Annotated in this window: 29 protein-coding genes and 1 tRNA gene; 14 read left to right on the forward strand and 16 right to left on the reverse strand. The window is 63.7% G+C overall.

All coding sequences use genetic code 11. The features are described from left to right. Positions 1–26: 26 nt before the first annotated feature. Positions 27–419, forward strand: a complete 393-nt coding sequence (gene msrB, locus QUV21_RS04050; RefSeq protein WP_300853286.1) for a peptide-methionine (R)-S-oxide reductase MsrB — start codon at positions 27–29, stop codon at positions 417–419. Positions 420–430: 11 nt separating this feature from the next. Here the strand turns inward: msrB and bamE are convergent, their stop codons facing one another. Further along, complete coding sequence (bamE, locus tag QUV21_RS04055) at positions 431–919, reverse strand: outer membrane protein assembly factor BamE (protein WP_300853287.1); 489 nt, start codon at positions 917–919, stop codon at positions 431–433. A gap of 151 nt (positions 920–1,070) precedes the next feature. Between bamE and QUV21_RS04060 the strand changes: the two genes are divergently transcribed. From QUV21_RS04060 to QUV21_RS04095, 8 genes are all read left to right on the forward strand, one after another. Continuing rightward, positions 1,071–1,646 carry a DUF177 domain-containing protein gene (locus tag QUV21_RS04060; RefSeq protein WP_300853289.1) on the forward strand — a complete coding sequence of 192 codons (576 nt, stop codon included), beginning with the start codon at positions 1,071–1,073 and terminating at the stop codon, positions 1,644–1,646. A gap of 171 nt (positions 1,647–1,817) precedes the next feature. Further along, positions 1,818–2,024, forward strand: coding sequence for a 50S ribosomal protein L32 (rpmF, locus tag QUV21_RS04065; RefSeq protein WP_300853290.1), 207 nt, complete (start codon positions 1,818–1,820; stop codon positions 2,022–2,024). A gap of 26 nt (positions 2,025–2,050) precedes the next feature. Continuing rightward, a complete protein-coding gene (gene plsX / locus QUV21_RS04070; RefSeq protein WP_300853291.1) occupies positions 2,051–3,190 on the forward strand; it encodes a phosphate acyltransferase PlsX in 1,140 nt (379 codons plus the stop codon). Then, positions 3,187–4,158, forward strand: a complete 972-nt coding sequence (locus tag QUV21_RS04075; protein WP_300853293.1) for a beta-ketoacyl-ACP synthase III — start codon at positions 3,187–3,189, stop codon at positions 4,156–4,158. Before plsX ends, QUV21_RS04075 begins: the two co-directional genes overlap by 4 nt. 44 nt (positions 4,159–4,202) lie before the next feature. Continuing rightward, entirely contained in the window at positions 4,203–4,562 is a 360-nt protein-coding gene (ihfA, locus tag QUV21_RS04080; protein ID WP_300853488.1) for an integration host factor subunit alpha, read from the forward strand. 14 nt (positions 4,563–4,576) lie between these two features. After that, positions 4,577–5,308 (forward strand): MerR family transcriptional regulator, encoded by a 732-nt coding sequence (locus tag QUV21_RS04085; protein ID WP_300853294.1) that lies wholly within the window; start codon positions 4,577–4,579, stop codon positions 5,306–5,308. A gap of 61 nt (positions 5,309–5,369) precedes the next feature. Continuing rightward, positions 5,370–5,447, forward strand: a tRNA-Pro gene (locus QUV21_RS04090). 70 nt (positions 5,448–5,517) lie between these two features. Beyond that, a complete protein-coding gene (locus QUV21_RS04095) occupies positions 5,518–6,597 on the forward strand; it encodes a 2'-deoxycytidine 5'-triphosphate deaminase (protein WP_300853295.1) in 1,080 nt (359 codons plus the stop codon). 22 nt (positions 6,598–6,619) lie between these two features. On the opposite strand, the gene QUV21_RS04100 is transcribed toward QUV21_RS04095, so the two are convergent. The 11 genes from QUV21_RS04100 to epmA form a co-directional block, all read right to left on the reverse strand. Next, on the reverse strand, positions 6,620–6,820 hold the full coding sequence (locus tag QUV21_RS04100; RefSeq protein WP_300853297.1) for a hypothetical protein: 201 nt from the start codon (positions 6,818–6,820) through the stop codon (positions 6,620–6,622). Between the two features lie 10 nt (positions 6,821–6,830). Continuing rightward, on the reverse strand, positions 6,831–7,469 hold the full coding sequence (scpB, locus tag QUV21_RS04105) for an SMC-Scp complex subunit ScpB (protein ID WP_300853298.1): 639 nt from the start codon (positions 7,467–7,469) through the stop codon (positions 6,831–6,833). Continuing rightward, complete coding sequence (locus QUV21_RS04110; protein WP_300853299.1) at positions 7,466–8,257, reverse strand: ScpA family protein; 792 nt, start codon at positions 8,255–8,257, stop codon at positions 7,466–7,468. The genes scpB and QUV21_RS04110 overlap by 4 nt, the downstream gene beginning before the upstream one ends. Further along, positions 8,250–9,245: a glycoside hydrolase family 3 protein gene (locus QUV21_RS04115; protein WP_300853301.1), complete on the reverse strand. Its 996-nt coding sequence runs from the start codon at positions 9,243–9,245 to the stop codon at positions 8,250–8,252. Before QUV21_RS04115 ends, QUV21_RS04110 begins: the two co-directional genes overlap by 8 nt. Then, entirely contained in the window at positions 9,242–10,276 is a 1,035-nt protein-coding gene (locus QUV21_RS04120) for an SPOR domain-containing protein (RefSeq protein WP_300853302.1), read from the reverse strand. Before QUV21_RS04120 ends, QUV21_RS04115 begins: the two co-directional genes overlap by 4 nt. Before the next feature lie 71 nt (positions 10,277–10,347). Next, entirely contained in the window at positions 10,348–12,090 is a 1,743-nt protein-coding gene (gene argS, locus QUV21_RS04125) for an arginine--tRNA ligase (protein ID WP_300853304.1), read from the reverse strand. A 73-nt stretch (positions 12,091–12,163) separates the two neighbouring features. Further along, positions 12,164–12,634, reverse strand: a complete 471-nt coding sequence (locus tag QUV21_RS04130) for a holin family protein (protein WP_300853305.1) — start codon at positions 12,632–12,634, stop codon at positions 12,164–12,166. Beyond that, positions 12,625–13,251, reverse strand: coding sequence for a holin-associated N-acetylmuramidase (locus QUV21_RS04135; RefSeq protein ID WP_300853306.1), 627 nt, complete (start codon positions 13,249–13,251; stop codon positions 12,625–12,627). Before QUV21_RS04135 ends, QUV21_RS04130 begins: the two co-directional genes overlap by 10 nt. Before the next feature lie 106 nt (positions 13,252–13,357). Next, the gene (gene ccmE / locus QUV21_RS04140; protein WP_300853489.1) at positions 13,358–13,801 is read right to left on the reverse strand and encodes a cytochrome c maturation protein CcmE; all 444 of its coding nucleotides are present in this window, start codon (positions 13,799–13,801) and stop codon (positions 13,358–13,360) included. 102 nt (positions 13,802–13,903) lie between these two features. Continuing rightward, complete coding sequence (gene argC / locus QUV21_RS04145) at positions 13,904–14,932, reverse strand: N-acetyl-gamma-glutamyl-phosphate reductase (protein ID WP_300853307.1); 1,029 nt, start codon at positions 14,930–14,932, stop codon at positions 13,904–13,906. Positions 14,933–14,999: 67 nt separating this feature from the next. Then, positions 15,000–16,064, reverse strand: coding sequence for an EF-P lysine aminoacylase EpmA (gene epmA, locus QUV21_RS04150; RefSeq protein WP_300853308.1), 1,065 nt, complete (start codon positions 16,062–16,064; stop codon positions 15,000–15,002). 97 nt (positions 16,065–16,161) lie between these two features. On the opposite strand from epmA, the gene efp reads away from it, so the two are divergent. Then, positions 16,162–16,728: an elongation factor P gene (gene efp / locus QUV21_RS04155; protein WP_300853310.1), complete on the forward strand. Its 567-nt coding sequence runs from the start codon at positions 16,162–16,164 to the stop codon at positions 16,726–16,728. A 159-nt stretch (positions 16,729–16,887) separates the two neighbouring features. Continuing rightward, the gene (locus QUV21_RS04160; protein WP_300853311.1) at positions 16,888–17,667 is read left to right on the forward strand and encodes a formate/nitrite transporter family protein; all 780 of its coding nucleotides are present in this window, start codon (positions 16,888–16,890) and stop codon (positions 17,665–17,667) included. Positions 17,668–17,739: 72 nt separating this feature from the next. Here the strand turns inward: QUV21_RS04160 and QUV21_RS04165 are convergent, their stop codons facing one another. Both QUV21_RS04165 and QUV21_RS04170 read right to left on the reverse strand, forming a co-directional pair. Beyond that, positions 17,740–18,225 (reverse strand): hypothetical protein, encoded by a 486-nt coding sequence (locus QUV21_RS04165; RefSeq protein WP_300853313.1) that lies wholly within the window; start codon positions 18,223–18,225, stop codon positions 17,740–17,742. A gap of 115 nt (positions 18,226–18,340) precedes the next feature. Continuing rightward, the gene (locus QUV21_RS04170) at positions 18,341–19,153 is read right to left on the reverse strand and encodes an aspartate/glutamate racemase family protein (protein ID WP_300853314.1); all 813 of its coding nucleotides are present in this window, start codon (positions 19,151–19,153) and stop codon (positions 18,341–18,343) included. 191 nt (positions 19,154–19,344) lie between these two features. On the opposite strand from QUV21_RS04170, the gene QUV21_RS04175 reads away from it, so the two are divergent. Then, positions 19,345–20,250, forward strand: coding sequence for a LysR family transcriptional regulator (locus tag QUV21_RS04175; RefSeq protein WP_300853315.1), 906 nt, complete (start codon positions 19,345–19,347; stop codon positions 20,248–20,250). Positions 20,251–20,429: 179 nt separating this feature from the next. Here QUV21_RS04175 and QUV21_RS04180 read toward each other — a convergent pair whose 3' ends face one another. Beyond that, positions 20,430–21,629: a DUF6596 domain-containing protein gene (locus QUV21_RS04180; RefSeq protein ID WP_300853317.1), complete on the reverse strand. Its 1,200-nt coding sequence runs from the start codon at positions 21,627–21,629 to the stop codon at positions 20,430–20,432. Then, positions 21,629–21,976, reverse strand: a complete 348-nt coding sequence (locus QUV21_RS04185) for a YciI family protein (protein ID WP_300853319.1) — start codon at positions 21,974–21,976, stop codon at positions 21,629–21,631. Before QUV21_RS04185 ends, QUV21_RS04180 begins: the two co-directional genes overlap by 1 nt. Before the next feature lie 202 nt (positions 21,977–22,178). Between QUV21_RS04185 and purL the strand changes: the two genes are divergently transcribed. Together purL and QUV21_RS04195 are read left to right on the forward strand one after the other, a co-directional pair. Then, positions 22,179–24,341 carry a phosphoribosylformylglycinamidine synthase subunit PurL gene (gene purL, locus QUV21_RS04190; protein ID WP_300853320.1) on the forward strand — a complete coding sequence of 721 codons (2,163 nt, stop codon included), beginning with the start codon at positions 22,179–22,181 and terminating at the stop codon, positions 24,339–24,341. Further along, the gene (locus tag QUV21_RS04195; RefSeq protein ID WP_300853321.1) at positions 24,338–24,823 is read left to right on the forward strand and encodes a GNAT family protein; all 486 of its coding nucleotides are present in this window, start codon (positions 24,338–24,340) and stop codon (positions 24,821–24,823) included. The genes purL and QUV21_RS04195 overlap by 4 nt, the downstream gene beginning before the upstream one ends. The last annotated feature ends 41 nt before the right edge of the window (positions 24,824–24,864 follow it).

The raw sequence follows: 24,864 nt of genomic DNA on the forward strand, positions 1-24,864 counted from the left end.
AGAGCGGTAGAACAGGAGTCCCCGCAATGGACAAGATTACCAAGACCGATGCCGAATGGCAGGCGCAACTGTCCGATCTGGCCTTCAAGGTCACCCGCAAACATGCCACCGAACGTGCCTTCACCCATGATGACTTTCCCAAGGCCCCCGGCACTTATCGTTGCATCTGCTGTGATGCGCCCCTGTTCGATCAGGCAACCAAGTTCGACAGCGGCACCGGCTGGCCCTCGTTCTATGCGCCGCTGGATGCCGAAATGGTGGGCGAACAGTCTGACAACAGCTGGTTCATGCGGCGCACCGAAGTGCATTGCAATCGCTGCGCGGCGCATCTGGGGCATGTGTTTCCCGATGGCCCTGCCCCAACCGGCCTGCGCTATTGCATCAATGGCGTGGCGCTGCGGTTCGAGCCGGAAGACTGAGGCTGGCTGGGCTACTCGCCCAGCAGATCTCCGGCCTGCAAGCGCCCGAAGTTGCCCAGAAGTTGCTGGATCAGGCTTAGACCCTTGATGTTTGTCTCGGTCACGCGTCGTGAAATCTCGACGACCTTGCCGTCTTCCAGCCCGTAACGACCGATGTTTTCGACCACCCCCGCCTGATTGAAGGTGATCGCCAGCAACTGACGCTCGATCTCTTTCGGGGCGCGCGGGCCTAGGTGTTCATAGCGGCTTTGCACATAGTACCAGCCTTCATCGTTCAGAAGGCCCGAGGTTGACGGCCGGCCGATCTTCTGGCCCACCGTTTCGCGCGTGTCACTACCGATTTCGATCTGGGCAAGCTCGTCTTCAGCCGGCACATAACCGTGGTTGCGAAAGACCGGAGAGCAAGCGGCAATGCCTGCCGCAAGCACCAGAACCGCGCCTTGTCTGCGCGTGCCATGGCAGATCGCGAGGATCGTCCGCGCCAATCGGAATACCGCCATAACTGCCCTCATGCCCGCTGAAACGCCGTTGCCGACGCGGGTTCTTCAAAACCCTTGGTGTTCGGGATATCAGAAGGCAGGCCCCTTGTTCAAGAATGGAACGCCATATCGGGGTTTACTGCCGTCATTCCCTGCGCCAAAGGCCAAATTCATGACCGATGCCGACCCTGTTCGACCCACCAAGTTCCGCACCGGCGGCCTCAGCCCGCGCAAGCCGACACGCTTTGCCTATGCCCCCGGCGCAACCCTGCGTCAGGCGTTGGCAGGTGAAATGGGCCTGCTTGCGCTGCCCAAACTGGAATTTTCCGGTCAGATCGCGCCGGACGGGCGCGATGCGATGCTGTTGACCGGCACGCTGACGGCCGAATGTGACCAGCCCTGTATCGTGACCCTGGCCCCGGTTCGGTCGCGGATCACCGAAGCGGTGCGCCGCCGCTATGTCGCAGGTCTGGACCAGCCCGACGCCGACGAGATGGAGATGCCCGAGGACGACACCGTAGATCCGATGCCCGAGGTGATCGACATCGCCGAGATCGCCGCCGAAGCGCTGATGCTGGCGCTGCCGCTTTACCCCCGTGCTCCGGGGGCGGAACTGGGCTCTGTCGTGCATGCAGGCGAAGGGGTGTCACCTTTGTCGGACGCGGACCTGAAGCCGTTTGCGGGCCTTGCCGCCCTTGCAGGAAAGCTGGCCACAAAGCCAGACGGGGATGGTGGCAAAGATGGGTGAAAGCCCGCGCCGACCTGCGGAAAAGGGCTTGCGCATGCCCGAAATCCGAGTATGTATCGCGCCTCATTCAAGCTGTGAAGCAGCATCGGTCGGCTATTGCCGTAGCATCCCTGACCGTGCCGCTTCGCAAAGGAAATCCCGGGGCCTGTCCCCACTGCCCGAGGTTGTGACATGGCTGTCCCGCAGAACCGCACCACGAAATCCAAGCGCAACATGCGTCGCGCGCATGACTCGCTGGTTGCCGCAAACCCGAACGATTGCCCGAACTGTGGTGAACTGAAGCGTCCGCACCATGTGTGTCCGTCCTGCGGTCACTACGATTCGCGCGAAATCGTCTCGATGGCCCGCGAAGTTGATATCGACGAGGACGCGGCGTAAGCCGCGCCACCCGCGCGACAGATCCCATGGCCATCGGACCCGAGTTTGCGTCTGCTACGGCCCCCGTCCCGGCTTCTGAAAGCGTGGTGATTTCGGTTGATGCCATGGGTGGCGATCTGGGGCCGGCAGCGGTGGTTGCCGGTCTTGCTGATTCCATGGCTCAGCATCCGCAGATGGCCGCCATCCTGCATGGTGATGAATCTGTTCTGGCCCCCCTGCTGGCGCGCCACGCAATTCTTGCCAACCGCTGCACCCTGCGTCACGCCCAACGCGTCGTGACGATGGAGGACAAGCCCGCGCAGGTGATGCGCCACGGGGCCGGCACCTCGATGTGGGGGGCGATCGACAGCGTCAAGGAAGGCGAAGCACAGGCGGCGGTGTCCTGCGGCAATACGGGCGCGCTGATGGCGGTATCCATGCTGCGGCTGCGCAAGCTGCCCGGGCTGAACCGTCCCGCCATCGCCAGCCTGTTCCCTACGCCCACCGCGGGCAAGATGAATGTCATGCTGGACATGGGCGCCGATGTGAAGGCCGATGCCGGTGATCTTCTGCAGTTTGCCTTCATGGGGGCGTCCTACGCCCGCAATGGCCTGTCCATTGCCCGGCCGCGGGTTGGTCTGCTGAACGTCGGCACAGAAGAACACAAGGGCCGGGCCGAGCTTCAGGAGGCACATGCGCTCATGAGTCAGCGCGCCGAGGCGGGCGATTTTGACTATATCGGCTTTGTCGAAGGCACTGATATCCTTTCGGACCGCGTCGATGTGATCGTGACCGATGGTTTTACCGGCAATGTTGCATTGAAGGCCATCGAAGGCACTGCCCGGACGGTGGGCGACCTGTTGCGTCAGTCGCTGACCAGCACGCTCATGGCCAAGCTCGGAGCGCTTCTGGCCCGGGGCGCGCTTGGTCGGCTGCAACGCAGGATCGACCCGCGCCGGGTGAATGGCGGGGTATTTCTGGGGCTGAACGGCACGGTGGTAAAGTCGCATGGCTCGGCCGATGCGACCGGGGTGGCAGCGGCCATCGGGCTGGCCCATCAGCTGGCGCAGGCCCGCTTCATCGAACGGCTGGCAGCCCGGGTTGCATCGGCCGAAGTGGCGGGGCAGGATGCCGCGCAAGATAAGTCCGGCACCAATAGCGGGACGGGGAGCAGTCCGACCGAATGACGATACGCGCCACAGTCAAGGGCGTCGGGCATTACCTGCCCGACCGCGTGGTCCCGAACGCCGAGTTCGAAGCCATCATAGAGACCTCCGATGAATGGATCCGGTCCCGTTCCGGCATAGAACAGCGCCATTTCGCGGCCGAAGGGCAGATGACCTCGGATCTTGCGACCCGTGCGGCGGTTGCGGCACTGGCGGATGCCGGGCTGGTGGCCGGTGATATCGACGCAATCATCGTTGCCACCTCGACCCCAGATCTGACCTTTCCGTCAGTCGCCACCATGGTGCAGGCCGCCTTGGGGATGACTCGCGGCTATGCCTTTGACGTGCAGGCGGTTTGCGCGGGTTTCGTTTATGCACTGACCACGGCAAATGCGCTGATCCTGTCGGGGCAGGCAAACCGGGCCCTCGTGATCGGGGCGGAAACCTTCAGCCGGTTGATGAACTGGAAGGACCGTGGAACCTGTGTTCTGTTCGGCGACGGCGCGGGCGCACTGGTGCTTGAAGCCTCCGACGGAGCAGGGACTGCGGCTGACCGCGGCATCCTTTCGGCCGATCTGAACTCCGACGGCCGTTTCCGTGACATCCTTTATGTGAATGGCGGCACCTCTACCGGGACAACGGGCCATCTGGTGATGGAAGGCAAGGAAGTGTTTCGCCATGCCATTGAAAAACTTGCAGAAACAGCCCATCACGCGCTGGAGAAAGCCGGGCTGACCCCGGACGATGTTGACTGGATCGTGCCGCATCAGGCCAATATCCGCATCATCGAAGGCACCGCAAAACGGATGCAGGTGTCGATGGATCGGGTGATCGTGACCGTACAGGATCATGGCAACACATCCGCCGCCTCGATCCCCTTGGCGCTGTCGGTGGGCAAGGCGCGCGGGCAGATCAAGCCGGGCGATCTTCTGGTCACCGAGGCCATCGGTGGCGGGCTGGCGTGGGGGTCGGTCGTCCTGCGCTGGTAAGTGCCTTTAAGCGCGTGTCCCAAGTGGTTGATATTGACTCGTAAATCCATCCGCCGCATGGTCATGAAAATGATCGTGAAGACAAACTCTTGGGGGACGAGATGAGCGAAAAGACGTTGACCCGGATGGACCTCAGCGAAGCCGTATTTCGCGAAGTTGGCCTAAGCCGCAATGAATCTGCCAATCTGGTCGAATCCGTGCTTCAGCACATGTCCGACGCCTTGGCTCAGGGTGAGACGGTGAAGATCTCCTCCTTCGGGACATTTTCGGTCCGCTCCAAGTCGGCCCGGGTCGGTCGCAACCCGAAGACGGGCGAGGAAGTGCCAATCCTGCCGCGCCGTGTGCTGACCTTCCGTCCCTCGCACCTGATGAAGGACCGCGTCGCTGCCGGAAAGAAGCGCTGAAGGGGTTTTAGCGGATGGACAAGTCTCCTGACGCCTTCCGCACCATCAGCGAGGTTGCCGAGGTTCTGGAAACGCCGGCCCATGTGCTGCGGTTCTGGGAAAGCCGGTTTCCGCAGATCAAGCCCGTAAAGCGCGCCGGCGGCCGGAGGTATTATCGGCCATCCGACATGGCGCTGCTGTCCGGGATCAAGCGGTTGTTGCATGACGAGGGGCTGACGATCCGCGGAGTTCAAAAGATTCTGCGCGACCATGGGGTGCGCCATGTTGCTGGCCTTGCAGACGATTCGGTAAGTGTCGAGGATCTTGTCGCCGTTCCTGAACCGATTGCGACCGGATTGCCCGATCTGGCAGAGCCAGAGACTGCGGCAGAAGATGCAGGCAACGCGCCAACCGGGACGGCTCCGGTCAGTGCGGGGCCAATAAGCCCGCAGAAAGAGGTAATTGTCACTGACGAAAGCGCTGCGCTGCCCTCGGCGACACGAAGCGCCCCACAGCAGCAGGTTCTGCCGCTGTTTGACCTTCCGGCGACCACTTCCCCCGATACCGGCCCGATTGCTCCCCCTTTGCCAACTGCCGCCACGCGCCGCCAGCCGACGCTGCGCGATGATGCCAGCTTTGCAAGCCTTGTCAGGGGGTTGTCGCCCAAGGCTCGGTCTGCTTCCGCGCCTGAACTGGCCAGTTTGGCGCGCCGTCTTGCTGCCTTGCGGGCGCAAATGGCCAACCGCGCCGAAGGCGGCCAAGGCTGAACCGCGCAATGTGCTTTCCTGCTTGCCCCGGCCCGGAATATCAGTATGTATCGCCTCGTGTCGGGCCGTAGCGCAGCCTGGTTAGCGCGTCCGTCTGGGGGGCGGGAGGTCGAGAGTTCGAATCTCTCCGGCCCGACCACTACAAAGCCGCCCGCCTGCCAACCGGCAGCGCGGGCGGTTTCGTATTCATCAACTGGGGCGGGGATGCGATGACAAATGGTGTGCTGCCGTCTCAGGCCTTGCGCGGGCTGATTGCCCAAGGGGCCATTGCAGCTGATCCGGCGGTGCTGGAAGACCAGCTGCAACCCGCCAGCCTTGATCTGCGGCTTGGGGCCGTGGCTTACCGGGTGCGAGCGTCGTTTCTGGCCGGCAAGGGCCGCAGGGTGCAGGATCGGCTGGAAGAATTCACCATGCACAAGGTCAACCTGACCGATGGCGCGGTGCTGGAAAAGAACTGCGTCTATCTGATCCCCTTGGCCGAGCGGCTGGCCCTGCCTGCGGGCGTCACGGCGGTGGCCAATGCCAAAAGCTCATCAGGGCGGTTGGACCTTCTGACCCGCACCATCACTGATGGCGGAATCGAATTCGACCGGATTCCAGAAGGTTACCAAGGCCCGCTTTACGCCGAGGTTTGCCCGCGCAGCTTTTCGGTGCTGGTCCGCGCCGGGCAACGGCTGAACCAGATTCGCTTCCGGCAAGGTCAGGCGGTGTTGTCGGACGCCGCGTTGACAGCACTGCACAAGGCTGACCCGCTGGTGTCGGGCGAGGCGGTGATTTCCGAAGGCCTGGGCTTTTCGGTCGATCTGCGCCCGGCAAGCGGCACGCTGGTCGGCTACCGCGCCAAGCCGCATGCGGGCGTGGTCGACCTTGACCGGATCGGCCATTACCCCGCCTCGGATTTCTGGGAAGAGCTGCACAGCCGCGATGGCCGCATCATCCTTGACCCCGGCGCCTTCTACATCCTTGTCAGCCGCGAGGCGGTGACGATCCCACCCGACTATGCCGCCGAAATGGCGCCCTATCTGGCGATGGTGGGGGAATTCCGGGTGCATTACGCAGGCTTCTTCGACCCTGGCTTCGGCCATGCCGCCGCCGGTGGCACCGGATCGCGCGGCGTGCTGGAAGTGCGCTGCCATGAAGCCCCCTTCGTGCTGGAACACGGACAGGTGGTCGGGCGGCTGGTCTATGAGAAGATGAGCGAACGACCCGAAACCCTGTATGGCGCTGGAATTGCGTCAAATTATCAAGGTCAGGGACTGAAACTGGCCAAGCAGTTCCGCATCGGCTGATCTGCAGGCAAGCTCGCCCCGGTCAGCGCATGAACCGCCGCCCCAGCCGCGCGGCCTTCTTGGCCTTGTTGGCCATTGCCTTGGCGGATTGAGCCTGCTTGCGTTTTTCGGGCGACATTTCGGCATCGGGCTTGCCCTTGCGTGCGGCAAAGTTGATCCCGGTATCGACCGCCGAACGGACGAACATCTTGGTCACCATGCCGATCAGGCGGTTGATATCCATTCGCTCCCTCTCAATCCTCGAAAAGTTCGGTCTGGCCGACCCCGGAGTCCTCGTCGTCGTCGGAAGCTGCAAGTTGCCCCGGCGCTGGCCGGTTGTCCAGCAATCCCGCCGCGCGCAGTTCTTTCAGGCCCGGAAGGTCACGGGCCGATTCAAGCCCGAAATGATCAAGAAAATGCTCGGTCACGACAAAGGTCACCGGCCGGCCCGGGGTCATCCGGCGGCGGCCAAGGCGGATCCAGTCCAGTTCCAGAAGCTGATCCACCGTGCCACGGCTGACGGCGACACCACGGATTTCCTCGATCTCGGCGCGTGTCACTGGCTGATGATAGGCAACGATTGCCAGTGTTTCGATCGCGGCGCGGCTGAGCTTTCGCGTCTCTACCGTTTCGCGGCGCATCAGATGGCCCAGGTCAGGCGCGGTGCGGAAGGCGTAGGCGTCACCGATCTTGACCAGATTGACCCCCCGCCCGTCATAACGCTTGCGCAAGTGGACCAGCGCCTCGGCCGGGTCGGCCCCGTGTGGCAGACGCGCGGTCAGTTCGGCAAGCGTCACCGGTTCGGCCATGGCAAACAGGATCGCTTCGACCATGCGTTCCTGTTCGCCCATGGGCGGCGCGTCAAACAGGCTTTGTTCTTCGGCGTCCATCACGTTTCTCTCCGCCGCAGCTGGATCGGGGCGAAAGCATCGCCCTGACGCAAGGTGATCTGCCCGGCCTTGGCCAATTCCAGAACGGCGGCAAAATGCGACGCGGTTGCAGAGCGGCGGGCCATGGGGGTGACATTCCAGCCGTCAGGCAGAAAACTGGTCAGGTCGGCCCAATCCCCGGCATAGCCGATCAGCCCGCGCAGCCGGTCCAGCGCCTGTTCCATCGTGAAGACATGTTCGCGGTCAAGAACGAAGGGGCGGAATTCATCCTTGGTGCGGATCCGGGCATAGGCGCGCATCAGATCCAGAAGCGTGGCGGTATAGGTCACCTTGCGGTGGTGGGTCACATCTTCCGGCACGCCTCGGGCAAAGAAATCCCGCCCCAATTGATCCCGCGCCATCAGGCGGGCGGCGGCGTCGCGCATTGCGGCCAGACGTTCAAGCTGAAACGCCAGATGGGCGGCAAGGTCTTCGGCACTTGGCCCGGCTTCGCCCGGTTCAGGCGGCAACAAAAGGCGCGACTTCAGGAAGGCCAGCCAGGCTGCCATCACCAGATAATCGGCCGCCAGTTCGATCCGCAAGCTGCGGGCCTGTTCGACAAATCCAAGATACTGTTCCGCCAGCTTCAGGACCGAGATCTTGCGCAGATCAACCTTCTGTGTCCGTGACAGCGTCAGCAAAAGGTCAAGCGGCCCCTCGAACCCGTCGACATCGACGATCAGGGCTTCTGCCGCCAGACGGTCTTCAGTGGGCAGGCGTTCGGGCTGATCCCAGCTGTCATCTTCAGCCATCGGCCAGCTCCGCCATAAGGGCAGGCAGGTCAGCCGTCACCTTGCGCCTGAGGGCAAGTGCCGCCCTGCCCCGGGCCATGGCCGCATCGGTCATGGTTCCGGCGGCACTGGCCACCTCTTGCATCTGACCCAGATCACCCTTGCAATGGAGCGCAATATCCACCCCCGCCGCCATCGAGCGCTCCGTGCGGTCTGCAAGCGTGCCAGACAGCGCCTCCATGTTCAGATCATCGGTCATCAACAGGCCCTGAAAGCCGATGTCTTCGCGGATCAGCCGGATCATGGTTGACGATTGTGTGGCGGGACGGTCGGGGTCAAGTGCTGCAAAGACCAGATGTGCGGTCATCGCCATCGGCAGATCATTCAGCGCCCGGAACGGCGCGAAATCCGTAGCGCGCAGGTCTTCAAGCCCCGCGTCCACCGTCGGCAAGGCAAGATGGGTGTCGAGGTGCGACCGGCCATGCCCCGGAAGATGCTTTATCACCGGCAGAACGCCACCAGCCAGAAGCCCGTCGGCCACCGCCCGCGCGATCGTGGTGACAGTGGCGGGATCGGTGCCATAGCAGCGGTTGCGCAGGAAGGGATGCGTTTCGGGAAAGGCCACATCGGCCACCGGCGCGCAGTTGGCATCAATCCCGACATCGGTCAGTTCCGCCGCGATGACCTCGGCACGAAGCCGCATGATCCGCGCCGCCTTGGCCAGAGTTCCGGCGCCTTCCACGGTGTCGAAGGGCGGGGTCCATTCCCGCCAATGCGGGGCGCGCAGGCGCTGAACCCGGCCCCCTTCCTGATCGATCAGGATCGGCGCGTCCCGGCCGACCGCTGAGCGCAGATCAGCAGTCAGGCAGCGCAATTGGTCCGGGGTTTCAACGTTGCGCGCAAAGAGGATGAAGCCGAACGGGTCCGCCTCGCGGAAAAAGGCGCGCTCATCGGCCAGAAGCACCGGACCAGCGCAACCAAAGATCGCAGCACCCGTGCTGGTGGTCATCGTTGCGGAACCGGAATGCAGATGGCCGATTGTGCGACAAAGGCCGAACAGAAACGGCGGGCATCGGCCTCGTCTTCAAAGCCATGACCGCGCAGGCGCCAGAAGGTGCGCCCACCACTTTCCGCCGGTTGCACGACCATTGACTTGCCTGCCATCAGATCGCCGAAACGGCCCGCCAGCCGCGCCCACTCTGCCCGCGCCTCATCGGCGCTGTCAAAGGCACCGAACTGCACAAGGCGAGTGCCAATCGGGATTGTGGCCGGGTCAATCTCGTTTGCTGCGGGCAGGCTGGCCTCGGCGGTCGGGCTGGCCTGGGCGGTCGGGGCGACATTGGAAGGGGCGCGATCTGGCCGCGCCCTTGGCCGGGGCGAAAGGACAAGCGCCCCGGCAGGGGCAAGCGCCGCGACCTCTGCCGCAAGGTCGGGGGCAAGATCAGGGGCCAGTTCTGGCGATACATCCGGCGCGGAAACAGCAGAGATGTCCAGACCCAAGGCCTCGGCCAAGGCGGCGTCAACGGCGATCTCGGTCGGGTTGGCGCTTTCCACCGGCGGGGCGGCGGCAAGCGCCAGATTGGCATCCGCCGGATCCATTGCCGCAGGACTTGCCAATGGGGCCGAAACATCAGCCAGCCCGGGTGCCGCGCCTGAGGCAAGCGGGTCTGCAATGCCGGCCATGTCTTCGGGTGCAAGGTCCACCGGGCGCGGCGCAAGGATCAACCGGTCCGGCACAGGGGCCGCGATGCCCACCTCGGCCACGGTATTGACTGAAAGGCCCTGATGATCGGCAATTTCACCGCCAGGGTCTGCCGGGGCGATCCGCATCGGCCCTTCCAGCGCCTGCACCACCGGCACCCCGGTCACATCACGCACCGCAAGGCGGTAACCCCAGACCCCAAGCCCGACCACAAGCGCAAGCGAGGCCACCCCGCCAGCAAGGTTTACCCAGCGCTGCACCCGTGCGGCATCGGGCATGCCAAGCCCCTGCCGCGCTTCGGGATAGCCGCCGATATCGTCATAATCCGCGTCTGCCATCTGCTGCCCCTGCCTGCGGGTCGGTTTGTCCGGCCCTGCATTACGCCTTGTCCCCGACCGGGCGCTTGTGGTCAGCGCATTTCCTCGACCGGAGTGACGCCAAGGATACCAAGGCCAGCGCAAATGACAACGCCCACGGCCCGCGCAAGGGCGATTTTCGCCGCAGAAGTGGCCATATCCTCTTGCAGGAAGCGCAATGAGGGGTCGTCATTGCCGCGATTCCACAGCCCGTGGAAGTCCGAGGCAAGCTCGTAAAGGTAAAACGCCACCCGGTGCGGCTCGTTCCCCTTGGCGGCGATTTCCACCAGGCGCGGCCATTCGGCCAGCTTGCGGATCATCGTCAGTTCAGCCTCATGCCCGAGATGGGAGAGGTGCGACGCGGCAAGCGTGCTGTCTGAAACGTCAATCCCCGCTTCGCGCGCCTTGCGCAGGATCGAGTTAACCCGGGCGTTGGCGTATTGTACATAAAAGACCGGGTTGTCCTTTGACTGTTCCATCACCTTGTCAAAGTCGAAATCCAGCGCCACGTCGTTCTTGCGCGTCAGCATCATGAAACGGGTGACATCGGCCCCCACTTCTTCCACCACGTCGCGCAGGGTGACAAAGGTTCCAGCCCGCTTCGACATCTTGAACGGCTCGCCGTTCTTCCACAGCTTCACCAACTGGATCAGCTTGATGTCCAGAGGCACCCGACCGTTTGACAAAGCCGCAACCGCCGCCTTCATCCGTTTGACATAGCCGCCATGGTCGGCGCCGAAAATGTCGATCAGCTCATCAAAGCCGCGCTGCACCTTGTTGTAGTGATAGGCGATGTCGGGGGCGAAATAGGTCCATGACCCGTCCGATTTCTGCACCGGACGGTCCACGTCATCGCCATGCGCGGTTGACCGGAACAGCGTCTGGACGCGCGGTTCCCAATCTTCGGGTTCCTTGCCTTTCGGCGGCTCCAGCACGCCTTCATAGATCAGCCCCATGTCGCGCAGAGTCTTGATCGCGGCTTCGATCTGGCCCGTGCCGTAAAGCGCGCGCTCGCTGGAATAGACATCCATCTGGACGCCGAGGGCCGCCAGATCCTCGCGGATCCGGGTCATCATCATGTCAATCGCGAAATCGCGGACATCGGCCAGCCAGACCTCTTCGCCCTCGGCCAGCAGGCTGTCGCCATATCTGGCCTTCAGCGCCTCTCCGACCGGTATAAGGTAATCGCCGGGATAAAGCCCTTCGCGGATTTCCGGTTCAAGGCCGTTGGCCTCGCGGTAGCGTTCATAGGCGGACCGCGCCAGCACATCGACCTGCGCGCCGCCGTCGTTGATGTAGTATTCCCGCGTTACGTCCCAGCCGGCATAGGCCAGAAGCCGCGACAACGCGTCACCGACAACCGCGCCGCGCACATGGCCGACATGCATCGGGCCAGTCGGGTTGGCGCTGACAAATTCCACGTTGACCTTGCGGCCCGACCCAAGCGCCGAACGGCCATAGCCCGTCCCGGCGTCCAGCACCGCGCGAACCAGCCCCTGCCAAGCGGCGCGATCAAGCCGCAGGTTGAGAAACCCCGGACCAGCCACATCGGCACCGGCAATGCGCGGGTCTTCCATCAGCTTCAGCGCCAGCGCATCGGCAATCGCGCGCGGCGCCATCCCGGCCGATTTTGCCAGCACCATGGCCGCATTTGTCGCCATATCGCCATGGCCCGCATCGCGCGGCGGTTCGACCGCGACATTGGCAAGGTCAAGCCCGGCAGGCAGCAAACCTTCGGCCATCAAGGCCTGAAGTTCGGCTACCACAAGCGCACGGATATCGGCGAAAAGGTTCATTTGATCACATCCTCTGACGCCCTAGGCCATGCCAGAGGGTGCGCCAGAGGTCAAGGATCAGGACCGGGACCGCCTAGCCCTGCCGCCAGTCAGCCAATGCGGCATTTTCTTCTGCAGGGGCGGAAGAGGCGAAGGGCGATGCCACCGCCCGGTGGCGAAAGTAATGGGTTTCCCGCGCGCCAAAGTAAAAGGCGACAATCGCGCCGAGTAGCCACCAAAGCGGCTCTGGCACGGCGTTGAGGCCGACCATCCGCTTGGCAAACGCCTCGGGGTCCACCATCGCATAGCTGAAAAGCCCCAGTGTTCCAAAGGCCAGAAGTGGCCGGGGCAAGCGGTTCAGCCCGTTCACCAGACGATCGAACCATGACAAGGCCGGGTGCTGGTACTCCTCACCCAACTGGTGCAGCGCCGCCATCTGCGCCTCGGCCGACAGCTCCATCCTTCGGGTGGCCGATGGGGTGAAGACCTCGGCCACGCCTCGGGCCGCCTCGCCCAGGGCGGCCACGGCTCCGGGGCCGCCGATCAGCTTGCCGATCACCCCCATTTTGCCACCCGGGCCGCGTGCTGGGCATCAGATAGGTGATAGCGCGGTGAGATGAATTCCTCTGCCCGCCTGATCCAGCCGCCTTTGCCCCCAGCCTTCGTCCGGGCAAATTTGCGGCTGGCCGGGCGCGTGTCGGCAAGGGCGTAATAGTAATTCCGCCGCGCGATCCCATAGGCATCGGCCAGATGCGCCGAGGCCGCCTCATGCGCCATCTGCGCGGCACGGATGGTTTGCGGCCCAATCGCGCCATCCGGGTCGCAAGGATAGCCCATGTCGGACAACAGCCGTTGCAGGATCTTCACCGCGTTGCCGCCCGCGTTGACATACATGTCGAACACCGAGGCCTGAATGACCTCTGGCAAACCGGCGATGCCGGGGCGCGTATAGTAATGTTCCAGATAGATTTCCACGGCCTGAGACCGGGTCAGCGCCTTCACATCGGCCACGTCGATCCGGGTGTCACGGTTCACGTCGATGCCCAGACGGCGCAGGGTGTGGATGGTGACCCCGTGGTTCGTGGCCCCGCCGGGATCATCGGGGTCATTCACGAAACCGCCTTCGCGGGCGACGATTTCAGCGGCGATATCGCGCACATTCGGTTTCTGGACAGCTGGCATAGGCACCCCCGGTTTTCCCGGAGGCAGCCTTGCAAATCGGGGTTAACCGGCCCCTGCCCCAGCGCGCGCCTGACCTTTGCGGGGCCTCACGGCGATCAGTGTCGTTTCAGCTTTCCGGGTCTTGATAAACGCCCTGTTCCTTCAAGGCGTCCATCACTTCCTTGGGCATGTAGGTTTCGTCATGCTTGGCCAGCACCTCGGTGGCCACGAAGGTTTCCCCCTCCATCCGGCCAAGCGCCACCATGCCCTGCCCTTCGGAGAACAGATCCGGCAGCACGCCGGTATAGCGAACCGGAACGGTTGCATTGGTGTCGGTCACAGCAAAGGCAACCTCGGTCCCTTCTCCCCGGATGATCGAACCCTCGACGACCAGACCGCCGATGCGGAACGTTTCGCCCGCGTCCGGCGGTTCTGCGACCACCTGACTGGGGCTGCGGAAGAAGTTGATGCCGTCGCGCATGGCATAGCCGATCAGCGCCGTTGACCCGATCAGCGCGACCACGGCCAGCGCAACGATCTGGATGCGCCGCTGTTTCTTCAGGCCCTTCAGACCCCGGAATTCCTGCTTGCCGTTCATCTTTTCGCGTCCTTGACCCTGACAGGCATCTGCCAACTTTGGAGTTAGGAATGCATTGACCCTGATCAAGACCGCCTAGGGGAACATCGGCGCGAGCATCAGGCCCGCGGTCTCCTCGATCCCCAGCATGAGGTTGGCGTTCTGGATCGCCTGCCCGGATGACCCCTTGGTCAGGTTGTCCAGCACCGCCACCACCACCGCGCGCCCGGCGATCCGGTCACCGATCACGCCCAGATGGCAGAAATTGCTCCCCGCGATATCGCGGGTCGAGGGCAGCGAACCAAAGGGTAGAACCTTCAGGAACGGCTCGTTTTCATATGCCTTTTCAAACACCTGATGCACGATCTTCGCGTCACCCTTGACATAGACCGTGGCCAGAATCCCCCGGTTCATCGGCAGAAGATGCGGGGTGAACTGCACCTGAACCGGACGTCCGGCGACCAGTGAGAACTCTTGGTCAAACTCACCCAGGTGCCGGTGCTTGCCACCGGCGGAATAGCTGTGCGTGCCGCCCGACAACTCGGCGTGCAGCAGATTTTCCTTCAACGACCGCCCCGCGCCGGAAACCCCGGCCTTGAGGTCGATCAGGATATCGTCAAGGTCGATGCAACCCGCCGCGATCAGGGGCCGCAGCGCGAACTGCCCGGTTGCAGCGTTGCAGCCGGTGCCAGCCACCAGCCGGGCGCTGCGGATGTCTTCGCGGTAAAACTCGGTCAGGCCATAGACAGCTTCGCGCTGCAAATCGGGCTGGCTGTGCGGCTGGCCATACCATTTTTCATAAGCCGCCGGGTCACGCAGCCGGAAATCGGCCGACAGGTCCACGATCTTCAGATCGCGCGGCAATCTGGCCACCACCTCTTGCGTCGTCGCATGAGGAAGAGCGCAGAAGCATAATTCAACATTGGAAAAATCGATCTCGTCGATCTTTTGCAGCCTTGGCAGATCAAGGTGGCGCAGGAAGGGGAACACATCGGCCATTGCCATGCCTGCCTTGCGATCAGCCGAAAGCGCCACGATCCGCATGGCGGGGTGGCTGGCGATCAGGCGGACAAGTTCTGCCCCCGTATAGCCCGAGGCCCCGAGGATGGCGATGCGGTGGGTCATGATCCCTCTCCCAAAGCGTAAAATACCGGGCCTTCTTTGCGCCGGAGGGCGGCTTATTGCAAGGGCATCAGGCAACCGGGGTCCAGATCACATCGTCGATGCGCGGTGCGGCGGTGGAAAGCATCACCACCCGATCAAAGCCCATAGCAATGCCCGCAGCCGGTGGCATCAGGGCAAGGGCGGCAAGGAAATCTTCGTCCAGGGGGTAGCGTTCGCCGTAGACCCGGGCCTTTTCGTCCATCTCGGCGACAAAGCGGCGGCGTTGTTCGGCGGGGTCGGTCAGTTCGCCAAAGCCATTGGCCAGTTCGACCCCGCAGGCATAGACCTCAAACCGTTCGGCAAGCCGGGCATCGCCCGGCAGTTTGCGGGCAAGGGCCGCCTCGGCAGCGGGGTAATGGTCAAGGATGGTGATCCGCCCCTGCCCCAGATGTGGCTCCACCTTTTCCGACAGCACCCGGCTCAGCATATCCGACCAGGTGTCATCGTCGGCTCGGCGCAGGCCGATCCGGTCCAGTTCCACTGCCAGACGCGCGGCATCGGTGGTGCCATCAGGGTTGATCGAGGCCAGAAGGTCCACGCCCGCATGGGTCTGGAACGCGTCGGCCACAGACAGCCGTTCAGGGGCCGCGAAAGGATCACAGGTCCGGTCGCGAAACCGCAGCAGCCTTGCCCCCGCCGCCTCGGCCGCAAGGCGCAGGAAGGCCACTGTATCGGCCATCAGCCGGTCATAGCCTTCGCCCACCCGATACCATTCCAGCATGGTAAACTCTGGCGAATGAAGCGCGCCCCGTTCCCGGTTGCGCCAGACATGGGCAAAGGCGTGTATCCGCGTCTCGCCCGCCGCTAGAAGCTTTTTCATCGCAAATTCCGGCGAGGTGTGCAGATACATCGCCCGGGGCAGCCCGTCATTGCCGATCGCCTCGGTGACAAACCCGTGCAGATGCGCCTCATTTCCCGGCGAAATGGCCAGCGCAGCGGGGTCAACCTCGATGAAGCCATCCGCCGCCAGCCAGCCCCGGATCGCCGCCTGAATCCGGTTGCGCGCCAAGAGCAGCGGCCTGCGGTCAGCGTGGCGGGCGGGGGTCCACCAGGTGTCGGGCTGGTGGCCAGTCTGGGCCTTGTCGGGATTCATCTGGAATTTCCGGTCGGGATGCGTTACTTCGCGCGGCGACGCCGGTCTAATGTTCCGGCCAGCCATTCACAAGACAGCCAATCACAAGGACCGCACTTTGAAAGTCATCGCTTCCTCGCTTCGCAAGGGCAACGTCGTCGAGATGGACGGCAGGCTTTACGTCGTTCTCAAGTCGGAAAACTTCCACCCCGGCAAGGGAACGCCCACCACCAGCGTGGACATGCGGCGGATTTCGGACGGTGTGAAGGTGGCAGAACGCTGGCGCACGACCGAAATGGTCGAAAAGGCCACCGTGGACGAACGCGAGTATGACTATCTTTACGAAGACGGCGAAGGCTTCCATTTCATGGAGCCGGAGACCTATGAACAGATCACCGTGAACCCCGATGTGGTGGGTGACGGCAAGGTGTTCCTGACCGACGGGATGAAGGTCTATCTCAAGACCTTTGAAGGCGTCGCCATCGCCATCGAATTCCCGCAGCGCGTGGTGGTCGAAATCACCGAGACGGAACCAGTGGTGAAGGGCCAGACTGCGTCGTCTTCCTACAAGCCCGCGATCTGTTCAAACGGGCTTCGCGTGATGGTGCCGCCGCATATCGGCCCCGGCACCCGGATCGAGATCAACACAGAAGACAATTCCTACGTTGGCCGTTCCAAGGATTGAACGCGGGTCTACCTTCTTCTGGATTTTGCGAATGATTTCCGTGGCGTGAAGATGAACCTTTGAAGCATCTTCAAACCTGAAAGGCACGCCCCTGCGGCGTGCCTTTTCACTTTCGGCTGGCGCATTCCCGGCTATCCTGACGCCAAACGAGGGGACAGGATGCCAGCCGACAGCCATGACGCCTACAAACCCGCCGAAATCGCCGCGCTGATCGAGACGGCGGGGGTCGCCAAGGCCGCCCTGCCCTTGCACCGTCTGGGAACGCTGGCGCTGCTGGCGGGGGCCTTCATCGGCTTTGGTGCGGCGTTCTGGTGCGTGGCGATGGCGGCAGTGGACCCCGGCTTTGGCCCGGCCCGTGTGCTGGGGGGCGCGGTCTTTGCGCTGGGGCTGATCCTGGTGATCGTGGGCGGGGCCGAGCTGTTCACCGGCAATGCGCTGATGGTGATGGCGGCGGTGGATGGCCGGATCACGCCCGGCGCGCTGCTGCGCAACTGGGGGATTGTCTGGCTTGGCAACCTGGTGGGCGCGGTCGGGCTGGCGCTGGCCTTTGGCCTTTCAGGCCTGATGGACGGGCCGATGGGTGACACGGCGGCGCGGGCGGCGGTGGCCAAGGCGGGCCTTGACCCGGTTGAGGCTTTCCTGCGCGGCGCCTTGTGTAATGCACTAGTCTGCCTTGCGGTCTGGCTGAGTTTCGCGGCCCGCACGGCGACGGACAAGATACTCGCGGTCCTCTGGCCAGTGGCGGGGTTCGTGGCGATGGGGCTGGAACATTCGGTGGCCAACATGTTCCTGTTTCCGGCAGGGATCTGGGCGGGGGCCGAGGTCACGCTGGCGGGGGTGGCGGGGAACCTGTTCTGGGTCACGCTTGGCAATATCGTCGGCGGTGCGGGGGGTGTGGCTTTGGCCTACCGCTATGCTTTTGGGGCGATGCGGGGGTGAACGGACACAGGGCAGGCCTTGCGGCCCGCCCTGCACCGGGAAGGGTCTGGAGGGACAGTCAGACCCCTTTGGTCATTCGTCGATGCGCACGGCCACGGCATCGGCAAAGGCCGTGATCAGCGAGGTGTAATAGGCATCGCTGGAAGCGGTCAGGCTGGCCTCGTCGGTATCAGCGGGGAAGAAGGCGCGCGCCTGATCGACGGTTACGGTCAGCTGATACGAGTTGAAGTTGGAATTGTCGTTTTCATCGGTGACGTGCACCAGACCGACAAGTTTCGTTTCGGCCAGACCGGCAGCGTCGGTAAAGGCGTTGCTGAGCTCGGCTTCCGAGATGTCGACGGTCAGAACCTTGCCTTCTTCGGCGACACGGTCGGCCAGACGGGCCGCGATGGCGCCTTGCAGGTCGGTGGCCAAGGTGCCCAGCCGTTCGGCGGCAAGGGGGTTCACGATGGCCGCCAGGTCCATCTCGACCTTGATGTCCTTGATCTTGTCTTCTTTGGCCTGCGCGCCGGTGGCCAGAAGGATCGAGATCAGAAGCGGCGCTGAAAGCTTGTACATGGGAAACTCCGGAACGCCCGCAGACCGGAATTGGTTGGGGGCGTATGATCCTTGGATACGCCATGGGCCAAGGCCTGTCCCTAACGTGGATCAGGTGCGAAGGATCTGGGGCGGCTCAGGCCGCTTCGAAGACCACGCGCTTGCGCAGGAATTGCGTGGCGCGGTCACTGACCGAGCGCGGGTCGCCCGTGGTCAGGAATTTCGACTGGGTGCCAAGGCCGCGGAATTGCGGGCGGCGGGTCAGGTAATCGCCCAGCGATTCGGCCACGAGGTTGGCTTGGGAGTAAACCTTGACGCCCTGCCCCAGCGCCTCTTGAAAGACCTTGTCCATCAGGGGGTAATGGGTGCAGCCAAGGATCGCCGCCTCGGGGTGGGGCATCCGGCGTTTCAGCGCCTCGACATGGGAGCGGACGAGGGCTTCGGCGAGGATTTCGTCGCCCTGTTCGATGGCATCAACCACGCCACCACAGGGCTGGGCTTCAACATCGACACCGATGGCGCGGTAGGCCAGTTCGCGCTGGAAGGCACGGGAGGCGACGGTGGCGGGGGTGGCAAAAAGGGCGACGTGTTTGACGGCAACCTCACGCGGGGGGGAGTTGTCGCCCCACTGGCGTTCGGTCAGCGCCTCGATCAGGGGGACGAAAACGCCGAGGACGCGCTTTTCCGGCGGCACCCAGGTTTCCTGCATCCGCTTCAGCGCCGCAGCCGAGGCGGTGTTGCAGGCAAGGATCACCAGATCGCAGCCTTCCTCCCAAAGCCGCTCGGTCGCGGCGCAGGTCAGGTTGAAAATGTCGTCGGCGGTGCGGACGCCGTAAGGCGCATGGGCATTGTCGCCGAAATAGACAAAGGGAACCTCAGGCAGCCGCTTTGTCACCGCATCAAGAACAGTCAACCCGCCAAGGCCCGAATCAAAAATGCCAACCGCCATGTCTTCCCCTTCGCGTCGCGCTGAAACGGGCCGCACGCTGCCGTTCTGACGATCATAGGACGGAGCCTCGGCCCGCGAAAGGGCCAAGCGGCCCATCGCCGGGGTAAGGTTGGCCGGGTTTACTTGAGTTCAGGTTTCCTTATCTAGGGTCAGGCATGATAGGGTGCCACACGCATTTTGAGGGGCCGCATATGGATTGGGACAAGCTGAGGATCTTTCACGCCGTGGCGGAGAAAGGCAGCCTGACCCACGCCGGGGATGTGCTGCACCTGTCGCAATCGGCCGTCAGCCGCCAGATCCGCGCGCTGGAGGAAAGTCTGGCGGTGACCTTGTTTCACCGCCATGCACGCGGGCTGATCCTGACGGAACAGGGCGAACTCTTGTTTGACGCGACACAAGCCATGGTCAAACGGCTGGACGCCACCGCAGCCCGCATCCGCGACAGCGAGGATGAGGTGTTTGGCGAATTGCGCGTCACCACGACCACAGGCTTCGGCACCCTGTGGCTCGCCCCGCGTCTGGCGCGGCTCTATGAAAAATACCCGGCGCTGAAGATTGACCTCATGCTGGAAGAACGTGTCCTTGACCTGCCGATGCGCGAAGCAGACGTGGCGATCCGCATGAAGGAACCGTCACAGGCCGACCTGATCAGGAAGCGGCTGATGAACATCCAGATGCGGCTTTACGCAACGCCGGAATATCTTGCCGGACATGGCACGCCCGAAACGCTTGATGACCTGAGCGCGCACCGTTTGATCAGCCAGCATGCCGGAACGCCGCAGGTGGCGGCAGGGGCGATCCTTGTGCAAGAGCTGATGGCGCATGACATCCCGTCAACTCTGACGGTAAACAACTATTTCGGCGTCTTGCAGGCGGTGCTGAACCATCTGGGAATCGGGGTGCTGCCGGATTATCTGATTGAGGATTTTCCAAACCTTGTCAGGGTCTTGCCCGATGTGCAAAGCGCCGAAGTCCCGGTCTTCCTTGCCTATCCCGAAGAGCTGCGCCATTCAAAGCGCGTGGCCGCGTTCCGGGATTTCGTGACCGAAGAGATCATGGCCTTCCGCCGCCGCCAGCACGATGAGGCCGCCGCCTGACGCCGGCCGAATTTCTGCCATGCAGCAAACGCATACCGGCAATGCCGAATTTGCGGGCAGTCCGCCCTTGTTTGCGCCATCAAGCGCCTCTATTTGCAGCTTCGAAGCAACGATGAGCGTGCTCTCGTTTCTTCATACCTCCCTGTTGGACTTGGCCGAGCGGAAGCTCGGCCTTTTTTTTACGCCAGCGCGGCGCGACGGGCCTGCAGGAAGGCCTGATCCGCAGGAGCGGTGGCAAGCGCGATGGCGCGGTCATAGGCCTGAAGGGCCTCGGTGTGGCTGCCCTGGCGCGACAGGTATTCGGCGCGGGCGGCGTGATAGGGTTGGTAATCGGCAAGGGTTTCGGACAGGTCCGCCAGAATGCGCAAGGCCACGGGCAGATGTCCGGCCTCGGCAAGGGCCACGGCATGGTTCAGGCGGATGACCGGGGTCGGCTCAATGGCCAATAGGCGCGCATAGAGGGCGGCAATCTGCGGCCAGTCGGAGCCCGCGTCGGCCGAATGCAGCGCGGCGATGGCGGCCTTGAGCTGAAACGGGCCGGGGCGGCGGCGGGCGATGGCGCGGTCAAGCAGCCCCTGCCCTTCGGCCAGCATCGCGGCGTTCCAGCGGCTGCGATCCTGATCGCGGGGCGGCAGGCTTACACCTTCGGCGCTGATCCGGGCCCCGGCGCGGGCATGGGTTAGCAGGAGGAGCGCGAGGCAGGCCTCGACCTCGGGTTGATCGGGCGCAAGGGTGACGAGGAGGCGCGCGAGAAAGATCGCCTCGGTGCAGAGGTCGAAGCCCGTTCGCGGGCCTTGGGCATACCCCGCCGTGAAGATCAGATAGACGGTGGTCAGGACTGAGTTCAGCCTTTCAGGCAGATCCTCGGGTCCGGGAACCGCAAAGGGGATGCCGGCGGCGGCGATCTTGGCGCGGGCGCGGGAAAGGCGCTGGCCCAGGGTCGGTTCGGCGTCCAGGAACACGGCGGCCACTTCGGCGGTCGAGAGGCTGCACAGGCTGCGCAGCGTCAGGGCAATGCGGGTCTTTTCCTCCAGCGCCGGGTGGCAGCAGGTGAAGATCAGCCGCAGGCGGTCATCGGGAATGGCTTGCGGGTCGGGATCGGCGGCTTCTTCTTCGGCCAGCACCGTGACAGCGTCACGGTGGCGCGTCAGCGAGGCATCGCGGCGGTAGCTGTCGATGGCCTTGCGAAGCGCGGCGCGCAGAAGCCAGGCCAGGGGATTGGCCGGCACCCCCGCCCTGCCCCAATGCACCAGCGCCGCAGCGGCGGCGTCCTGCAGCGCATCCTCGGCGCGGGGAAAGTCGCCAATGCGCGCGACAAGGGCGGCCAGAAGCCGCCCCCTTTCGTGGCGCAGGACATCTTCCAGCGCGGCCCGGGCCATCAGTACTCCATCACCGGCCTGATCTCGACCGAGCCATAGCGGGCCGCCGGAATCTCGGCCGCATAGCGCATTGCCGCATCAAGGTCGGGCGCATCGATCAGGTAGAAGCCGCCCAGATGTTCGCGGGTCTCGGCGAAGGGGCCGTCCATGGTTTCGACCTTGCCCTGACGCTTCCGCAGGGTCGTAGCAGTCTCGACCGGCTGCAAGCCTTCGCCCGCGATGAAGGTCGCGACATCCTTCATTCGGTCGGAATGGGTCATGTATTCGCCCATCATGGCCTCGAATTCGGGCGTGCCATAGGCGGGCTCGGCATCGGGAGCTGCGTAGAGGAGGAGGAGGTATTTCATCAGCTATCCTTTCGGTGGCGGACAAGGCTGTGGGTTTGCGCCTGATCCTAGACCAAGGACGTGCGGGGTGGGAGGATTTCGACAGGAAGGCGGGGCGAGGGAAAGATTTTTGGCGAAAATTTTTGCGCCTGTGGCAGCGGGGGCGGTTTGCCCTTCCCCCGTCTTTCCATTATGAGGCGGCCAAGCTGCCAGAGGGGATCCCATGACCGAGCCCATGATCACGCCTGACCTGATCGCCGCGCACGGGATCAAACCCGATGAGTGGGAGCGGCTTTTGGGGATCATGGGCCGAGAGCCCAGCTTTACCGAGCTTGGCATCTTCTCGGCGATGTGGAACGAGCATTGTTCCTACAAGTCCTCCAAAATCCATCTGAAGAAGCTACCGACCACGGGGCCGCAGGTGATCTGCGGGCCGGGGGAGAATGCGGGTGTCGTGGATATCGGTGACGGGCAGGCGGTGGTCTTCAAGATGGAGAGCCACAACCATCCGTCCTATATCGAGCCACATCAGGGCGCCGCGACCGGCGTCGGCGGCATCCTGCGCGACGTCTTCACCATGGGCGCGCGCCCCATCGCGGCGATGAACGCGCTGTCATTTGGCCTGCCCTCGCACCCCAAGACAGCGCATCTGGTCAAGGGCGTGGTCGAGGGTGTCGGGTCATATGGCAACGCATTCGGCGTGCCAACCGTGGGCGGCGAGGTGCGGTTTCACGCCAGCTACAACGGCAACTGCCTGGTGAACGCCTTTGCCGCCGGTTTGGCGGATGCCGACAAGATCTTCTACTCGGTCGCCTCGGGCGTGGGGATGCCGGTGGTCTATCTGGGGGCCAAGACCGGGCGCGATGGCGTCGGCGGGGCTACCATGGCCAGCGCCGAATTCGACGACACCATCGAGGAAAAGCGCCCCACGGTGCAGGTGGGCGACCCCTTTACCGAAAAGCGTCTGCTGGAGGCCTGTCTTGAGCTGATGGCCTCGGGTGCGGTGATTTCCATTCAGGACATGGGGGCTGCTGGCCTGACCTGCTCGGCGGTGGAGATGGGCGACAAGGGCGGGCTTGGCATCAAGCTGCAACTGGATGACGTGCCGCAACGCGAAACCAACATGACCGCCTATGAAATGATGCTGTCGGAATCCCAAGAACGGATGCTGATGGTGCTGAAGCCGGAAATGGAGGCTGAAGCGCGGGCGATCTTCGTCAAATGGGATCTGGATTTCGCCATTGTCGGTGAGACGATTCCAGAAGACCGCTTCCTGATCCTGCAAGGCAATGAGGTGAAGGCGGATCTTCCCCTGTCGAAGCTGGCGTCTTCAGCGCCGGAATATGACCGCCCGTGGATTGAAACGCCTGCGGCGGCGGCTTTGGGTGCGGTGCCAGAGATTGGGGCGATTGACGCGTTGAAGGCGCTGATCGGTTCGCCCTCTTACGCCCACAAGGCCTGGGTCTGGGAACAGTATGACAGTCAGGTCGGCGCCGACACCATCGTCGCCCCCGGTCTGGGCGCGGGCGTGGTGCGGGTGCATGGCACGGGCAAGGCACTGGCCTTCACCAGCGATGTGACCCCACGCTATGTGAAGGCCAACCCGTTTGAAGGCGGCAAGCAGGCGGTGGCCGAGGCGTATCGCAACCTTGTGGCCGTGGGCGCGCGGCCATTGGCCACGACCGACAACCTGAACTTCGGCAACCCGGAAAAGCCTGAAATCATGGGGCAATTCGTCGGCGCGATCAGAGGCATCGGTGCGGCGGTCGCGGCCCTGGACATGCCGATCGTTTCGGGCAACGTCAGCCTTTACAACGAAACCGACGGCAAGGGCATCCTGCCAACGCCGACGATTGGCGCGGTGGGGATACTCAGCTCCCTTGACGAATTGATTTCGGGGCAGCCGGTCGCAGGCGATCTGGCCGTGGTGATCGGAGAGACGCGCGGGCATCTGGGGCAATCGGCGCTTCTGGCCGAGGCGTTCGGGATCGAGGCGGGCGATGCGCCCTCGGTGGACCTTGCGGCTGAAAAGCGCTGCGGTGATTTCATCGGGGCCAACCGCAAGGCGTTCCATGCCTGCACCGACCTTTCCGATGGCGGGCTGGCGCTGGCGGGTTTCGAGATGGCTGAAGCCGCGGGCCTTGGAGTGACGCTGGAGGCAGGTGATATCCCGACGCTCTTTGGCGAAGATCAGGCGCGCTATCTGGTTGCGGTGGCGGCCACCGAAGCCGCTGCCCTGATAGCGGCGGGCAAGGCAGCGGGCGTGCCGGTTGCAACTGTCGGGCGGTTCGGCGGGGACAACGTGGCGCTTGGTGCGGATGTGGCCGCGCTGGCCGATCTGTCGCGCCTTTACCGCAGCGCCTTTGCGGCAGCGGTCGGGGTGTGACGCTGCGCCCCGGCACAACGGCCGACATCGCCTTTATCCGCAGCTTGACGACGCGGCCGGACTATGCGCCGTTCATCGGTGATTCCGATGTGGTGACGCTGCAAGGCTGGATCGACAGCCTGGCCGCGCGAGTGGTGATCTGGGAGGAGGGCGCGGCCAGGGGCTTTGCCGTCTTTCGCCAGATCGGCGATCCCTCTGGCGCGGTGGAACTGTTCCGCATCGCCTTGGAAAGTACGGGGACCGGGCGGGGTGATGCCTTCTTCAATGCGCTTCTTGATCACGCCTTCCGCGATCTGGGTGCCGCGCGGATCTGGTTCGATGCCAGCGGCGAAAACCCCCGGGCGATGAAGGTCTACGAGCGCGCCGGCTGCCTGCGCGAAGGCGTGCAGCGCGCCCAGTGGTGGCGACCCTCGCTTGGCCGGGCGGTGGACCTGCACCTGTTTGGCATGATGCGGGCAGAATGGCTGGCGCGTCGCGGCTGATATTGCCCCGGCAAGGAGCCTTGCAGGCCCCTGCCCCACGG

This window comes from Tabrizicola sp. (assembly GCF_030373185.1).
GTDB lineage: Bacteria > Pseudomonadota > Alphaproteobacteria > Rhodobacterales > Rhodobacteraceae > Tabrizicola.

What these genes read in the sequence shown, in the direction of transcription:
- msrB (WP_300853286.1), top strand. Translation starts at nt 27, where the DNA reads ATGGACAAGATTACCAAGACCGATGCCGAATGGCAGGCGCAACTGTCC.
- bamE (WP_300853287.1), bottom strand. Translation starts at nt 919, where the DNA reads ATGGCGGTATTCCGATTGGCGCGGACGATCCTCGCGATCTGCCATGGC.
- QUV21_RS04060 (WP_300853289.1), top strand. Translation starts at nt 1,071, where the DNA reads ATGACCGATGCCGACCCTGTTCGACCCACCAAGTTCCGCACCGGCGGC.
- rpmF (WP_300853290.1), top strand. Translation starts at nt 1,818, where the DNA reads ATGGCTGTCCCGCAGAACCGCACCACGAAATCCAAGCGCAACATGCGT.
- plsX (WP_300853291.1), top strand. Translation starts at nt 2,051, where the DNA reads ATGGCCATCGGACCCGAGTTTGCGTCTGCTACGGCCCCCGTCCCGGCT.
- QUV21_RS04075 (WP_300853293.1), top strand. Translation starts at nt 3,187, where the DNA reads ATGACGATACGCGCCACAGTCAAGGGCGTCGGGCATTACCTGCCCGAC.
- QUV21_RS04085 (WP_300853294.1), top strand. Translation starts at nt 4,577, where the DNA reads ATGGACAAGTCTCCTGACGCCTTCCGCACCATCAGCGAGGTTGCCGAG.
- QUV21_RS04095 (WP_300853295.1), top strand. Translation starts at nt 5,518, where the DNA reads ATGACAAATGGTGTGCTGCCGTCTCAGGCCTTGCGCGGGCTGATTGCC.
- QUV21_RS04100 (WP_300853297.1), bottom strand. Translation starts at nt 6,820, where the DNA reads ATGGATATCAACCGCCTGATCGGCATGGTGACCAAGATGTTCGTCCGT.
- QUV21_RS04110 (WP_300853299.1), bottom strand. Translation starts at nt 8,257, where the DNA reads ATGGCTGAAGATGACAGCTGGGATCAGCCCGAACGCCTGCCCACTGAA.
- QUV21_RS04115 (WP_300853301.1), bottom strand. Translation starts at nt 9,245, where the DNA reads ATGACCACCAGCACGGGTGCTGCGATCTTTGGTTGCGCTGGTCCGGTG.
- QUV21_RS04120 (WP_300853302.1), bottom strand. Translation starts at nt 10,276, where the DNA reads ATGGCAGACGCGGATTATGACGATATCGGCGGCTATCCCGAAGCGCGG.
- argS (WP_300853304.1), bottom strand. Translation starts at nt 12,090, where the DNA reads ATGAACCTTTTCGCCGATATCCGTGCGCTTGTGGTAGCCGAACTTCAG.
- QUV21_RS04130 (WP_300853305.1), bottom strand. Translation starts at nt 12,634, where the DNA reads ATGGGGGTGATCGGCAAGCTGATCGGCGGCCCCGGAGCCGTGGCCGCC.
- QUV21_RS04135 (WP_300853306.1), bottom strand. Translation starts at nt 13,251, where the DNA reads ATGCCAGCTGTCCAGAAACCGAATGTGCGCGATATCGCCGCTGAAATC.
- argC (WP_300853307.1), bottom strand. Translation starts at nt 14,932, where the DNA reads ATGACCCACCGCATCGCCATCCTCGGGGCCTCGGGCTATACGGGGGCA.
- epmA (WP_300853308.1), bottom strand. Translation starts at nt 16,064, where the DNA reads ATGAATCCCGACAAGGCCCAGACTGGCCACCAGCCCGACACCTGGTGG.
- QUV21_RS04160 (WP_300853311.1), top strand. Translation starts at nt 16,888, where the DNA reads ATGCCAGCCGACAGCCATGACGCCTACAAACCCGCCGAAATCGCCGCG.
- QUV21_RS04165 (WP_300853313.1), bottom strand. Translation starts at nt 18,225, where the DNA reads ATGTACAAGCTTTCAGCGCCGCTTCTGATCTCGATCCTTCTGGCCACC.
- QUV21_RS04170 (WP_300853314.1), bottom strand. Translation starts at nt 19,153, where the DNA reads ATGGCGGTTGGCATTTTTGATTCGGGCCTTGGCGGGTTGACTGTTCTT.
- QUV21_RS04175 (WP_300853315.1), top strand. Translation starts at nt 19,345, where the DNA reads ATGGATTGGGACAAGCTGAGGATCTTTCACGCCGTGGCGGAGAAAGGC.
- QUV21_RS04180 (WP_300853317.1), bottom strand. Translation starts at nt 21,629, where the DNA reads ATGGCCCGGGCCGCGCTGGAAGATGTCCTGCGCCACGAAAGGGGGCGG.
- QUV21_RS04185 (WP_300853319.1), bottom strand. Translation starts at nt 21,976, where the DNA reads ATGAAATACCTCCTCCTCCTCTACGCAGCTCCCGATGCCGAGCCCGCC.
- purL (WP_300853320.1), top strand. Translation starts at nt 22,179, where the DNA reads ATGACCGAGCCCATGATCACGCCTGACCTGATCGCCGCGCACGGGATC.